The 14,947-nt window shown below is 52.0% G+C and carries 9 protein-coding genes; 5 read left to right on the forward strand and 4 right to left on the reverse strand.

Annotated features, from left to right (window positions below; genetic code table 11):
• Positions 1 to 93 precede the first annotated feature (93 nt).
• The 5 genes from E1B03_RS13245 (at position 94) to E1B03_RS13265 (ending at position 10,304) form a co-directional block, all read left to right on the forward strand.
• Entirely contained in the window at positions 94 to 5,424 is a 5,331-nt protein-coding gene (locus tag E1B03_RS13245) for a peroxidase family protein (protein ID WP_133086363.1), read from the forward strand.
• Between the two features lie 10 nt (positions 5,425 to 5,434).
• Complete coding sequence (locus tag E1B03_RS13250) at positions 5,435 to 7,174, forward strand: type I secretion system permease/ATPase (protein ID WP_133086364.1); 1,740 nt, start codon at positions 5,435 to 5,437, stop codon at positions 7,172 to 7,174.
• A 2-nt stretch (positions 7,175 to 7,176) separates the two neighbouring features.
• Positions 7,177 to 8,502, forward strand: coding sequence for an HlyD family type I secretion periplasmic adaptor subunit (locus E1B03_RS13255; protein ID WP_181012794.1), 1,326 nt, complete (start codon positions 7,177 to 7,179; stop codon positions 8,500 to 8,502).
• 134 nt (positions 8,503 to 8,636) lie between these two features.
• Entirely contained in the window at positions 8,637 to 8,924 is a 288-nt protein-coding gene (locus E1B03_RS13260; RefSeq protein WP_133086365.1) for a VF530 family protein, read from the forward strand.
• A gap of 12 nt (positions 8,925 to 8,936) precedes the next feature.
• A complete protein-coding gene (locus tag E1B03_RS13265; RefSeq protein WP_133086366.1) occupies positions 8,937 to 10,304 on the forward strand; it encodes a glycoside hydrolase family 10-like protein in 1,368 nt (455 codons plus the stop codon).
• A 94-nt stretch (positions 10,305 to 10,398) separates the two neighbouring features.
• On the opposite strand, the gene E1B03_RS13270 is transcribed toward E1B03_RS13265, so the two are convergent.
• The 4 genes from E1B03_RS13270 to hdeB all read right to left on the reverse strand — a co-directional run bounded on the left by E1B03_RS13270 (position 10,399) and on the right by hdeB (position 14,585).
• A complete protein-coding gene (locus E1B03_RS13270; protein WP_103770587.1) occupies positions 10,399 to 11,670 on the reverse strand; it encodes a type II toxin-antitoxin system HipA family toxin in 1,272 nt (423 codons plus the stop codon).
• Positions 11,663 to 11,977: a helix-turn-helix domain-containing protein gene (locus E1B03_RS13275; RefSeq protein WP_103770588.1), complete on the reverse strand. Its 315-nt coding sequence runs from the start codon at positions 11,975 to 11,977 to the stop codon at positions 11,663 to 11,665. The genes E1B03_RS13270 and E1B03_RS13275 overlap by 8 nt, the downstream gene beginning before the upstream one ends.
• A 179-nt stretch (positions 11,978 to 12,156) precedes the next feature.
• On the reverse strand, positions 12,157 to 14,100 hold the full coding sequence (locus E1B03_RS13280) for a methyl-accepting chemotaxis protein (protein ID WP_133086367.1): 1,944 nt from the start codon (positions 14,098 to 14,100) through the stop codon (positions 12,157 to 12,159).
• Positions 14,101 to 14,255: 155 nt separating this feature from the next.
• The gene (gene hdeB / locus E1B03_RS13285; protein ID WP_103770590.1) at positions 14,256 to 14,585 is read right to left on the reverse strand and encodes an acid-activated periplasmic chaperone HdeB; all 330 of its coding nucleotides are present in this window, start codon (positions 14,583 to 14,585) and stop codon (positions 14,256 to 14,258) included.
• Positions 14,586 to 14,947 lie beyond the last annotated feature (362 nt).

The raw sequence follows: 14,947 nt of genomic DNA on the forward strand, positions 1-14,947 counted from the left end.
GGTATCTGATGCGACTCTTTTCTCTGTCAGTTTATGTAAATTGAAGGAAAGAGTGATGATAGCTAATACAGGTAAAGATAGGGGTAATGACTTATGGCCTCACAATATGACTTTACTGTCACTCTGCACGATCTGGCTTTTATTCTTAAGCAGATCAAAATATCCGAAGCGGCAACTAACCCGGATGGTAGCGTTAATGCTGAAATGCTTCGAGAATTAGTCTCCAGTCCGCTATTACCATATGGACTGCGTACGGTAGATGGTTCATGGAATAACCTTTTACCAGGTCAGGAGTTATATGGTTCTGCTGACCAGACAATGCCCAGATTAACCGCATTAAACTGGCAAGATGCGGATCAAATGACCAGCTATCTCCAAATTGGTGGCATGGTTGTTGATGCCGATCCGCGAATAATTAGTAACTTAATTTCAGATCAGACGGCCTCAAACCCGGCCGCGCTGGAGGTTTTTAATGCATTAAAAGATGCGCCCGGCGGCGGTACCATTACAGGAGAAGGCAGCTTATCCATTCCCAACCAGTCTCCCGATATTGGGCTCTCCCCCGCTTTTAACGGCTGGATGACCTTCTTTGGCCAGTTTTTCGACCACGGTCTGGATTTGATCCCTAAAGGAGGCAACGGTATTGTTTTCATTCCGCTACAGCCCGACGACCCTTTATATGTGGAGGGGTCGGATACCAACTTTATGCTATTAACGAGGGCGACGGTTGATGAAAATCGAGAGACGGTAAACCTTACAACCCCCTTCATTGATCAAAACCAGACCTACACCTCCCATCCTTCACATCAGATTTTCATCCGCGAATACGTCATGATTGACGGGAAACCCGAGCCAACCGGGAATCTGTTAGGGGGGGCTAACGGAGGGCTGGCGACCTGGGCTGATGTTAAAAACCAGGCTGAAACCCTGCTGGGCATTAAACTCACCGATCAGGATGTTTTTAATGTTCCTCTGCTGGCAACGGACCGCTACGGTAATTTGATTTTAAGTGAAAACGGAAAGGTACAGATTGTTACCACTGGCGGCCTGGTTGAAGCCAACGGTGGCCTGTTACCTGCGGAAACGTTCCGCACCGGTCATGCGTTTCTGGATGACATTGCTCATACTGCCGCGCCAAAAGCGGGCCTGCTGGCAGATGAGGACGGTGCTATTGGCGGTGAAGGACCACAACCTGCAGGAACCTATGATAACGAATTGCTCGACCGCCACTTTATCACCGGCGACGGCCGCGGGAATGAAAACATTGGTTTAACCGCGGTGCATGCCGTTTTTCACAGCGAACATAACCGTCTGGTTGAACAGTATAAAACCACGTTGCTGGAGACCGGTGATATCGACCTCATTAACCAGTGGTTGATGCCGAATCATCAAATCACCGAATTACCTGCTGATACCAGTACTCTGGTATGGAACGGCGAGTACCTGTTTCAGGCTGGCCGCTTCTCCACAGAAATGCAGTACCAACATCTTGTGTTCGAGGAGTTCGCGCGTACCGTACAACCCGCCGTCGATCCGTTTGTCTTCTCCAATACGGCGGATATTAACCCCCTGATCTTTGCCGAGTTTGCGCATGTGGTTTACCGTTTTGGGCATTCAATGCTGACAGAAACCGTGGCGCGTACCGACATTGATATGCAAAGCGGTGATATCGGTCTGATTGCCGCGTTCCTGAACCCTGTGGCATTCAATGAAATCAACGGTGCCACCGTTACTGACGATCAGGCCATCGGCGCAATTGTGCGCGGTATGACGCGTCAGGTAGGCAACGAAATTGATGAGTTTATTACCGATGCCCTGCGTAATAACCTCATCGGCCTGCCTCTCGATTTAGGCGCGCTTAACATCGCCCGCGGTCGTGACACGGCAATGCCTTCGCTGAACCAGGCTCGCGAGCAGTTTTTTGCATTAAGCGGTGATAGCCAACTACGCCCCTATACCAGTTGGGCTGACTTTACCACCTACCTGAAAAACCCGGCCTCTATCATTAACTTTATGGCTGCTTACGGTCAGCATGAGCTGATCCTCAATGCCACCAGCCTTGAAGGTAAACGCGCGGCGGTTAACTTCCTGCTGTTTGGCGATGCCAATAACGCCCCCCCTGCGGATGCAATGGATTTCTTCAATAGCACCGGGGCGTGGGCAACGAAAGAAACCGGCCTGAATATGGTCGATTTCTGGATTGGCGGACTGGCTGAGCGCAAAAATGAATTTGGCGGCATGCTGGGTTCAACCTTCAACTTTGTCTTTGAAACGCAAATGGAAATGTTGCAGGACGGCGATCGTTTCTACTACCTGAGCCGCGTTCAGGGACTTAACTTACTCAACGAACTGGAGGCCAACTCGTTTTCCGCGCTTGTCATGCGTAACAGCGATCTTGGTGAGGAGGGTTCCTCTCACCTGCCCGCCAACCTGTTCCAGACGCCGGACCATATTTTCGAAGTGAACCGCGTGCTGCAAACGGAAATCGACCCGAAATGGGGTAATCCGCTGAAAGATCTGCTCTCGCCGCTACTGGTGCGGCGGGATCCGGGTGCGGATGTTGACGGTGATGGCTTTGCTGACGGCGGTTATCTGAAATATACCGGTGATGGGCATGTGGTGCTTGGCGGGACCGCGGGCAACGATACGTTAATCGGTGGTAAAGGAATCGACAGCCTGTGGGGCGATGGCGGCGATGATCGACTGGACGGCGGAGACGAAGCGGATGTGGTCCACGGCGGTGACGGGGATGACATTATAACCGATACCGGTACGCCCGTTGGCGATGCGGACTTCCTGCACGGCGATGCCGGACATGACGTTATCTTCTCCGGTAACGGAAACGATCTGGTCTTTGGCGGCAGCGGCAGCGACTTCGTGGTCGTCGGCGAAGATGCGCAGGAGGTCTTCTCGGGTCAGGATAACGACTTTGCGCTTGGCGGCTCGGGCGGTGATTTTCTGATGGGCAACGAAGGTGATGACTGGCTGGAAGGCGGCGACGGGTTTGATACGCTGGCGGGTGATAACTCTGAGCTGTTCTTCAACAGTACCATTATCGGTCACGATGTTCTCAACGGTCAGGGTAACGACACCGACTACGATGGCGAAGCCGGTGACGACATCATGGTTCAGGGCGCGGGGATCCAGCGCAATAATGGTATGGCCGGTTTCGACTGGGCTATCCATAAAGGCGACCCTAATGGCGCTAACTCTGACCTTGGGATCCCGATTTTCGTCAACCAGCAGGAGTTTATCCTGCGCGATCGTTTTGACCTGGTTGAGGGGCTGTCGGGTTGGAAATACAACGATATCCTGACCGGGACGGAACAGCCGATAGGCACTGCGCCGGTTCAGGGCGTTCCCCTCTCTAACAACCTGACCCAGGAAGGTGCGGACCGTATCAACGGACTACAGGCCATTCTCGGCGTAGAACGTTCTGCTAACCCGAATGCGGTGCTACTCAACCCTGATGATGGTAGCGATATTTTACTCGGCGGCGGCGGTAGCGACCGCATTATGGGTAAAGCGGGTAACGACATCATCGATGGTGATGCGTGGCTCAACGTGCGTATAGCCGTTACCGGTATGGCGGGACTCACCAGCGCCGAAGGCATGGCCGAACTGAAGTCATACATGCTGGCCGGTACACTGAAACCGAATCAGCTGTCGATTGTGCGCGAAATCCTGCGTGAAGGTAACGGTACAGAAACTGACGTTGCGGTATACCGCGATGTCAGCAGCAACTATGCCTTTACCCGTATGGCTGATGGTAGCCTGCGCGTCGACCACGCCACGCCGAATGCCGCGCTGAATCTGAATGATGGCGTTGACCGTCTGTTGAACATCGAAAAACTGGAGTTTGGCGATGGGAAGCAGCTGTGGGTGACCGCGCAGAAAGCGACGGGCGATCTTACCATCAGCAATTCTAACCCTTCGGTGGGCGATCTGCTGCGCGTCAACGTGGCGAACTTGCTGGATGGTAACGGGTTGGCGGCGGATGTGGCCATTACCATGACCTGGCAGGCATTCGTCAATGGTCAGTGGCGGGATCAGGCAACGGGTGCGGAGTTCAGAGTCCCTGGCGCGATTCAGGGGGCAGCGCTACGCGTGGTTGCCAGTTTTAACGACCGCATGGGTGACGCTGAAACTCTGGTGTCGGCACAAACTCAGGCAATCCTACCGCGAAATCAGGCCACTACAGGTGTGCCGGTCATTAACGACCTCACCCCGACTGAAAGCCTGACGCTGACCGCCGTGGTATCGGGCATTGCGGACGCTGACGGCCTGAGCGGAGGCAACTTTACATATCAATGGAGGATGAGTTCACCAAGCGGATTCGTCAACATTAACGGTGCGACATCCGCAACCTATACGCCGGGCCAGGCCATGGTCGGTCGGACGCTACAGGTGGTGGTAACCGTCGTTGACGATGAAGGTAACCCCCCTGTTGTTCTGACCTCGACCACTACGCAGCCAGTGGGCGACCTGATTGTTGGAAACAACGGCGCGAACACGCTCGTCGGTACCGCATGGAGCGATATTCTGCGTGGTGAAGGCGGGAATGACACCTTACTGGGCGGCGCGGGAGACGATCTGCTCGTCGGCGGTGCAGGTAACGACAGCCTGTCTGGTCAGGCTGGACAGGATATCCTGCAGGGTGACGCAGGCAACGACACGCTCGATGGTGGTCTTGGTGCCGACAGTATGACTGGCGGCGCGGGCGATGATACCTACATCGTTGATGATTTCGCTGATGTGGTTATCGAAGGTGTAAATGGCGGTACGGACATCGTACGTACCAATCTCAGCAGCTACGACCTCACCGCTAACGTGGAAGAACTGGTCTTTACCGGCAGCGGCGCTTTTATCGGCACCGGTAATGCCATTGCGAACACCATTACGGGCGGTTCCGGCAATGATTATCTGTTCGGTATGGGAGGTAATGACCAGCTGTTTGGCGGTTCCGGGAATGACTTCCTCGATGGCGGAGATGGCGTTGATAACCTGCAGGGCGGAAACGGCAACGACGTCATGATTGGCGGTGCGGGCGTGGATACCCTTTCCGGCGGTAGCGGCGACGATATTCTCAATGGCCAGGCGGGTAACGACATTCTGGATGGCGGTGCCGGAAGCGACATCTTTGCCTTTGGGGCTAGTTTTGGGCAAGACCGGGTCACCGGTTTTGACAGTAACCCCAACGGCGGCCAGGACTTCCTCGATCTCGTCCTGCTAGGTATCAACGCGGGTAATTTTGCCAGCAGCGTGTCTATCACCGGAAGCAATGGCAACACCGTTGTGACTGTCGGTACTGACACCATCACATTAGTGGGCGTCAATTCGACCACTGTGAATATTGGTGACTTTTATCTGGAAATGCCCACCACTCTTGCCAGCAACAATGGCAATAGTTCATTGATCGTATAAGGAGAAGACTATGTCGCGCCAGCATACGCCAACAGAACTGAATGATGCATTAAAAGGAACGAAACCCACTTTTCTGATGCTGTTGTTTTTTAGTTGTGTGATTAATATGCTTATGCTGGCGCCGGCAATTTATATGTTACAGGTCTACGATCGCGTGCTGGTGAGTAAAAATACCACCACGCTGTTAATGCTAACCTTATTGATTGTCGGCTTGTACATCGTTATCGCCATGATTGAATCAGCCCGCGCGCAGGTTATGGTCAGGCTTGGCAACAGGCTGGATATAAAGCTAAGCCAGTTGGTTTTTAACGCGGCATTTAAAAGAAAGATGGTTACCGGTGATAACAACCCGGCGCAATCTTTAGCCGAACTGGATCAACTCCGTCAGTTTCTTTCCGGGAATAGTTTGTTCGCCCTGCTGGATATTCCCTGGACGCCGATATATCTGTTCATCGCCTTTCTGGTCCATCCTCTGCTGGGCTACCTTTCCCTTGGTGGGATAACGTTATTATTTATTCTGACGCTGGTTTCCGAAATCGCTACCAAGCGTCCGATTCAACAAGCGCACGCCTTAACGATTAACAATGCCAGCAAACTCAATAAACAGCTGCAAAACTCCGATGCCATTGAAGCGATGGGAATGCTCTCGACCCTGAAGTTCAACTGGCAGGAACAGCATAACAAAGTGCTGGCACTACAAACGCAGATTGCCGACAAAACGGCTGGATTAAGCAGTCTCAGCCGCTTTGTGCGCGTGTTGCTGCAATCTATCGCGCTGGGTGCCGGGGCTTTACTGGTGATCGGCGGTCATATCACCCCAGGACTGATGATTGCCGCATCGATTATTCTTGGCCGCGTCCTCAACCCGGTGGAACAGGTTATCGGCAGTTGGAAGCAGTTTGTGCAGTTTCGCAGCGCCTGGCATCAGGTCTCTGACCTGCTGAAGGAGTATCCGGCACCGAAAGAGGTGCTGACCCTGCCACGTCCGAACGGCAACATCAGCGTTGAAGGTGTTTTTGCTGCAGCCCCAGGTCAGTCTTCCCCGCTGCTGCGTAATATCTCCTTCCAACTGGAACAAGGCGAAGTGCTGGGGATTATTGGCCCTTCGGCCTCAGGGAAAACATCGTTGGCCAAGGTTCTGGTTGGCGTCTGGAAGCCGTTATCAGGAAAAGTCAGATTAGACGGAGCGGATATTTGTCAGTGGGATAAAGCGCTGTTGGGACCGTCCATTGGCTATCTGCCGCAGGATGTTGAACTGTTTGACGGCACCATCGCGCAAAACATTGCCCGTTTCACCACAAATGACAGTGAGCTTATCGTCGCTGCCGCCCTGCTGGCAGGCGTACATGAGATGATCCTGCGCTTGCCGCAGGGATACGACACACCGCTTGGCGCAGGTGGGTACCAACTCTCCGGCGGGCAGCGGCAGCGTATTGGGCTGGCTCGCGCCGTTTACAACAACCCTGCGTTTATCGTGCTTGATGAGCCGAATGCCAATCTTGATGACGCGGGCGAATTTGCGCTCGTTAAAGCCATCAATACCCTGCGTACGCAGGGACAAACCACCGTCATTATCTCGCACCGACCCACGCTGCTCGGCGTGGTCAATAAGGTCTTGCTGCTTAACGATGGCGCTATTCAGGAGTTTGGTACCCGCGATCAGGTTTTCGCCCATTTGCGTCAGGCCAACGTACTGAAACCGGTGGCAACGCCGTCTTCTTCCACTACTGAACAGCAACGTGAGGCATGAAGATGAAACAGAAACCTGACCATGCGCCTTCCGCTGGCGTAGATACCAATATCTGGTCGCCAATTATTCGGGGCGCGATCGTCATTGTGCTGGGTGTTGGCAGCTTCATTCTCTGGGCAGTACAAGCGCCGTTAGATGCGGGAGTGGTCGCCGATGGTACGGTAACCGTATCGAGTAACCGCAAAACCATTCAACATCTGAGCGGCGGCCGGGTAACGGATATCTTTATTAAAGAAGGCGATTTCGTAAAGAAAAATCAGGTTCTCGTCCGGCTGGATAAAATGCAGCTCGAAATGCGTTTCAGCGCGTTAAATGCCCAGTATATTTCGGCAAAAAGTATTGAGGATCGCCTGCTGGCTGAACGCGATGGCCTGGAAGCAATCGACTTTAATACGACGCTGACGCAGCAATTTTCCGGCAACAAACGGCTGGCGGAAGTGAGAAATTTGCAGGCTAAACTTTTCGATACGCGGCGCAAAACCATTCAGGACGAACTGTCGATGATTCAGGAGACGCTCGATGGTCTGGTGGGACAAACGGATAATCTCAATAAAATAAAAGGCTATCGCGATCGCCAGTTCAGTCTGATTAACCGCGAACTGGGTGCTATTCGCGCACTGAGTGAAAAAAACTATTACCCCAAAGCGCAATTACTGGTGCTTGAACGCGAGGCAGCAGAAATATCCAGCAGCGTTTCAGAAGATATTCTTAATATTGCCAAACTGAAATCCCAACAGAACGAATTAAAAATTAAAGCCTACCAGGTGCGTCATCAATATTTACGCGAAGTTGAGTCTGAACTGACTGAAAATCAAAAAGAGGTGGCGATGCTGGAAGATGAACTGGTATCCACGCGTCATGAACTGGATAACACCGAGATTCGTTCACCGATTAACGGTATTGTGCTGGATGTTAAAGTCAGTACCGTTGGCGGCGTCATTCAGCCCGGAGAACATCTGATGGACATCGTTGCCGCCGGACAACCAATGCAAATCGATGCCAAAATACCGGTGCATGCCATTGATAAACTGGTCCCCGGTTTAACCGTTGATGTACTGTTCCCTGCCCTTAACCACGCGCTGTTACCTTCGGTCCCGGCTCGGGTTCTCACCATCTCGGCGGACCGCTTAATTGATGAGGCCACACAGCAGCCTTACTACCTCGCTGAAGTACAGGTTTCAGCAGAGGGAGCCCGATTGCTGGGCGATTACAAAATTAAAGCGGGAATGCCCGCCAGCGTGACGATCAAGACCGGTGAACGAACCCTGATGAGTTACCTGTTTAAACCGTTAATTGCCCGTCTGGAACTGGCATTTAAAGAGTATTAAGCCATCCATTACCGGTATGGTGTGCGCCTTGCCGCGCCATACCGGTTTCTGCCATTGCTGGCAGCTTTGCTTTCTTGTAACCTTCTTTCCGTCGCACGACTGACAAAATCTGGAACCACTGAACTGGACTTCATATGAATGCTCATATTTCTAAAGACCCTTTACATGGCGTAACGCTTGAAATGCAGGTCAATGCCCTGGTTGATCGTTATGGTTGGGCTGAGCTTGCGCAACGTATTAGTATCAACTGCTTTAAAAATGAACCGAGCGTTAAATCCAGTCTGAAGTTTCTGCGCCGTACGCCGTGGGCGCGGGCAGAAGTTGAAGCGCTGTACCTTGATTCTCTGCATGACCTGGCCTCAAATAACTCCCCCGAGCCGGCGTTCGATCCCTGGGCTAACAGCCGCAACAAGAAGAAATAAGAGCAAAATCTGATGTCAGCATCCGGTTTTTTTTCAGGAAATTATCAGAAAAAACTGGCGAATATTCTCGCCCGTTCCCGCGCCAGACTGCCGCTAACCAACATGAAATGGTTTGCGCTGCTGGTAGGCAGTATGTTGCTTCTGGGGAGTTGTTCTTCACAGCCCCCTGACTCCAAAATTTCCCCTCAGCCCCCGGTGAGCAAACCGCAGCAAAGCAAAGAGCCGGTACGCGGTATCTGGCTGGCAACGGTTTCTCGTCTGGACTGGCCGCCGGTTTCATCTGTCAACATCAGTTCGCCCGCCGTTCGCATCAGCCAGCAGCAAAAAGCGCTGACGGACAAACTGGACAACCTGAAACGTCTTGGCATTAATACCGTCTTTTTCCAGGTGAAGCCCGATGCCACCGCGCTGTGGCAGTCTACAATCTTGCCGTGGTCAGATACCCTGACGGGTACGATTGGTCAGGATCCAGGTTACGATCCGCTTCAGTTTATGCTCGATGAAGCGCATAAACGCGGCATGAAAGTCCACGCCTGGTTTAACCCCTACCGCGTGTCCGTGAACACCAAACCCTCGACGGTCACCGAATTAAACAACACCCTGACACAGACGCCTTCTAGCGTTTATGTTCTGCATCGGGACTGGATCCGTACCTCGGGCGAGCGTTTTGTGTTAGATCCCGGTATTCCCGAAGTGCGCGACTGGATAACCAGCATCGTGGCTGAAGTGGTTGAGAATTACCCGGTTGATGGCGTGCAGTTTGATGATTACTTCTATACCGAGTCTCCCGGCTCTGCGCTCAACGACAATCAGACCTTCAGAAGATACGGCCAGGGATTTGCTTCCAGGGCTGACTGGCGGCGTGATAACACGCAACGCCTGATCGCCCAGGTTTCACGAACCATCAAGAAACTCAAACCTGAAGTCGAGTTTGGCGTCAGTCCTGCGGGCGTATGGCGCAACCGTTCGCACGATCCGGCGGGTTCCGACACCCGCGGCGCGGCGGCCTATGATGAATCGTATGCTGACACCCGTCGTTGGGTGCAACTCGGCCTGCTGGACTATATCGCTCCACAGTTGTATTGGCCTTTTGCCCGCGATGCAGCGCGCTACGATGTACTGGCAAAATGGTGGGCTGATGTCGTTAAATCAACTAACACCCGCCTGTATATTGGGGTGGCGCTGTATAAAGTTGGCGAACCATCGCGAAAAGAGCCTGACTGGACGGTTAAAGGTGGCGTACCCGAGCTGAAAAAACAGCTCGATCTGAACGAGTCTGAACCGCACATTAACGGCACAATTTTGTTTCGCGAAGATTACCTTAATCAGCCGCAAACGCAGGAAGCTGTGACCTATATTCGCAATCGTTGGGGGCGCTAAAAGTTGTCCTCTGGACTGTTTAGCGAGGAAATGTAGCGGGGACGTTGCCCCGCCGAGGGTTAATTCTCCGCTACGTGTAGCGGTTGGGTCTGCGTTATCGGGACATTAACCGCCGGACATTTTCATTAACTTGTTTCTGTATCGTATTCAGCGTGGCTTGCGTTATCCGATCGGGGTATGTATCCCTGGCGATAGCGCTCAATGCCGTGGCAAAGTGGCAGACCTTTTCGATTATGCCGTTCACATGGTCAGCAGATAACTCAGCTTCCTGAACGCCAAGCGACAGAAGGTGCTTTCTTTCGATATCCAGCGCCTCTCCCAGCACGTCCATTTGATGATACCCACCGGGGCCTTCACACCAGGTGACGTCGTAAGCCGGTGCGAGAGTCCAGTTTCCATCGGCTGACATTAAATAGGCAAAGTTCTTCGGATGATCGTCACGGTTATTAAATGCCACGTTGAAAACCACGCGTTCAAACGCTTTCGCCTTTTCTCTGACATCATTGGTGCAAATCTGCGTGGCCCGTAGAAAATCCCGATAGTCTAAAGCGCCGGGTATCTGGTAATTAGTCCCGGTAAGCGCCGCCAGACTCTGCATAGGAATACGTATCGACTGATCACGGTCGAAACGGCGGGTGGCAAATGCTGCCTGCCCGCCAGGCAGATTGAAGTACGCCGTATCGGGCGTGGTTATCCCACATTGGCGCAAGCACTCAGCATAAACCGCTTCAATGGCACATACCTCAGCATGTTCATGCCTGGCGGGAAACTTTATCAGCCAGCTTTCGCTCCCGGGGAGCGGCGCAGTGGTGAATTTAGATGTGACAGTGTCACGATAAAGCAACGCCTTGGGCCTTGCCCCTTGTGGCGAACCGCCCATCTGAAGCAGTTTTTGCAGGAATTCCCCCCCTTCACCGCTCAGGACTTCCTGGACCTCAGAGGCCAGTTGTTCAAGAGGAACATCCTCTTTTGAAAGCGTCTCGACATCTGACTGAACGGGCTGGAATGTCATAGCGCCCATCGCGTTGTTGCCGACCCAGGTTAAGCGCTCCAAAGGACCTATGCGCGCTGCGTTGAGTCCGCGACGTTTAAATAATCGGTCCATCAACAGCATACCCCAGCCGTCAGGCAGTGAATCATAGACTGGTCCCGGCAACCCTAACTGATGTGCGGGGAAATCCCTGCGTAGACGGGGACCGTTCAGCGGTAACATCAGCCGGGACAGTTCCAGACCCTTACGTATAGCGTCCTCACTGTATTCAAAGGCGATCAACGGGCGTCCGGTCAGCGCCGTGGAAGACACCAGTTTTCCCCACAGCCATTTCTCACCCCAGCCTTCATAAAAAACATCGACTTGTTCAGGCATCAGAGTTTTTCCTTTTCACCCGCTGGCGTGCCGCGCTCTTCTCGTAACGCAAAATATCATCCAGACTGTCAATCCTGGGTTTAAATAAACCCTCCAGCGCATCGCCATAGCCTAATACCATCGCGACTTTGACCAGATTCTCAAACCCTACATTCTTACCCGCTTCCAGATTTGAAACGGTATTCACACCGACACCTGAACGGGCGGCCACATCCGCCTGCGTCATTTGTCGGGCGAGTCGTTCTTTACGCAATCTGTCGCAAAGTAGCTTAACGATGTCGGCTGCAGTATTTAGCGTTAAATCCATAATATTGGCTCTTATTGGGATAAAAACGACTTTACCCCCAATATTATAGAGTTAAGTGGGGAGTGATTCAAAGTTTTATAAGACACAATAAAGAGGAGTTAAACGGATAAATCGTGTTTAAGAGTTACTATACTGGAGTTATCCGGGCACAAGGTTTGTGCCCGGATAGAATGTGATTATCAGGCAACGGAAGGCTCAGGTAATCTGAAGGATGAGACCAGCAACGCCAGTTGTTCCGCCTCTTCTTTCAGCGCCTGCGTCCGCGCCGCGGCATCATCAATTAACGAGGCGTTTTGCTGAACGGTACTGTCCATTTCGGTGACCGCCAGCGTTATTTCGGAGACGCCCTTACGTTGTTCTTCACCCGCAACGCGTATTTCCCCCATCAACTGGCGCACCTGACGCACATTGTTAACCAGTTCACCCAGACGTTCGCCGGCATTGTGAATTTGCTGACTTCCGCTGCCAACATGAGAAACGGATTCATCAATCAGCGCTTTAATTTCCTGTGCAGCAGTAGCGCTGCGCTGGGCCAGCGTGCGCACTTCGGAGGCTACGACGGCAAACCCTCTGCCGGCATCACCAGCCCTGGCGGCTTCAACCGCGGCATTCAGGGCGAGAATATTGGTCTGGAACGCAATGCTGTCGATGACCGCGACAATTTCTACCATTCTGCCTGATGAAGCGCTAACGTTATCCATTGTAGAGATAACGCCCTGCATAACATCGCCGCAGCGGTTAGCGGTTTGCGCGGTGCTATCGGATAGCTCATCAGCCAGTTGAGTATTACTGGCATTTTGATGAACGGTCGCATTTAATTGTTCCATCGCCGCCGAACTCTCTTCCAGCGCAGCGGCCTGCTGCGTCACGCGAGATGAAAGCTCCATATTACTGTCAGCGAGGCTAACGGCATTATTCGCCACTACTGCGCTGCTGCTTCTGACGGTGATTAAAATGGCTGAGATTTTATCAACGAACAGGTTAAACGCCTCGGCGATAGCCGAAATCTCATCTTTACCGCGCACATCCAGACGACGGGTAAGATCGCCTTCGCCCTGCGCAATGTCATCAAGCGCCTGACGGGTATCATCCAGACGTGAAATCAGTCGGCGAACCATCAGCCAGGATCCCACCAGCAACAGCGTCATTATCGGAATTAACACTTCCAGGACGTCCTGCATCATCACTTTAGCAAGGCCGACGATACGTGACTCAGGCGTTACAAGACCGACAACCCAACCGGTATCCGCCATCGGGAACAGCATTACCCGTGATGCCGTATTCAGGACGTTGTCGTTTGCAAGCGTAATCGTCTTCACCCCATCCGCCGGGCGCAGAGATTTCAGCCCGTTTTCCACCGGTATAAGCCACTGCGCACTTTGCGCCAGATCGTGAATGGTTTTATGTTTTGCCAGGTCGGCCTGCGGGAAATAGAGGATCTGCCCTTGTTTGTCCACGACAAACGCGTAACCACCGGTGCTGTTTCCCTGCTGCTGCATGAAGGTAGCGACATTATCCAAGCGAATGTCGGTGGTGGCGACGCCGGCAAATTTGCCCGCCAGTTGATAAGGCACGCTGCATGTGACCATGTTGACGCCTGAACTGGCGTCCTGGTAGACATCAGACCATAAGCAGCTGTTTTGTGAATGGCCTTTGGCATGCTGATACCAGCTTTCATTGTGGTAGCCGCTTGATCCTTCGACGTTATAGTCGTTGGAATACACCAGTTTTCCTTCAGCATCACGCGCCCAGAAAAAACTTCTTTTCTCTACACCCGCGGTGAATGCATCAGGTTCTGGCCAGATGCCGCCGCCGGTAATAATTGAGTCTTTACCTTCTCCGATCAGATGCGGAACGACGCTTTGGTAAAGAGATTCATCGTTGGGCAGCACTTCAGCCAACCGTGACAGGCTGACCGTCTCACCTTCAATTCGGGACAATACGGTACTCAATTGACGGGTTAAACCTTGCCCTGTTTCTTCGATCAGGGCGGTGTTGATTTCAACGACGCGCGGCTGACCGCGCCAGAGCATAATCACCACAATAACAAGGGTCGTGACCGCAAGCAGCAGAATGCCGCCGATGGTTAAACGCGTCGAAATACGAGTAGGATACCAGGCCATACAAACTCCTTCTGCAAAAGGCTAACTTTTATCCAGTATCGGCACGGGAGTTTATATCTTTATAAAGTTTTCTTAAGTATCACAAAACAAATAAGTGACGTTGTCACGAATAACAAAACCCAGCACTTTGGCTGGGTTTTAATAACGGCTTAATCTTATTTGGATAATTCTTTTTTGATTTCGTCTTTTATTTTGCTTAATTCACTTTGCGGATGTTTTTTACAAAGTTCAACGGTCAGGGGAACTGCAGTAGTTACGGTTTCGTTATAGTCAACGTAGTCGCCACCTTTGAAGTCTTCGTCTTCATTGAGCACCCAGAAAGCCACTGGAGCCATAGTTTGCGGGTTCAAATCAATAAACTCCTGGCAGCTCATGCCTTTCGGAGTCACTTCAGTTTTAGCGTTATCCGTTGCTGCACTGACGCTGACACTGGTTAACAGCGCTGCGACCAGAATACCTGCTGTAGAAAGGGAGAATTTATTCATTGTAGTACTCCATTTATAATATAAATAATATCTACACTTGCGCTTAAAACCGTTTATGTAGTTCGCAAAAAATAATACCCCTACCGTCATAAGAATAAAGATTGCCGCCATTGATATGGCTGAAATTTATATTTCACATTACTGATTCTGATGTCTGAGCCTAAAATGTGGCCACAATGTGATCGTTCCGACGAAATCAGCAGATTCATACCCCGCTCCCTCTGTCGTTGCACCAAAACTGAACTACGCTGCACAAATGTTGATCATTGGTTAACGAATATGGGCTTTGTTTTAACAAAAACAGCCAGTGTGCCGCTGTTATCGACCTGGCACGCGTCCTGCATTGTTAATTTGCTAACAGT

Source organism: Citrobacter arsenatis (assembly GCF_004353845.1).
Taxonomy (GTDB): domain Bacteria; phylum Pseudomonadota; class Gammaproteobacteria; order Enterobacterales; family Enterobacteriaceae; genus Citrobacter; species Citrobacter arsenatis.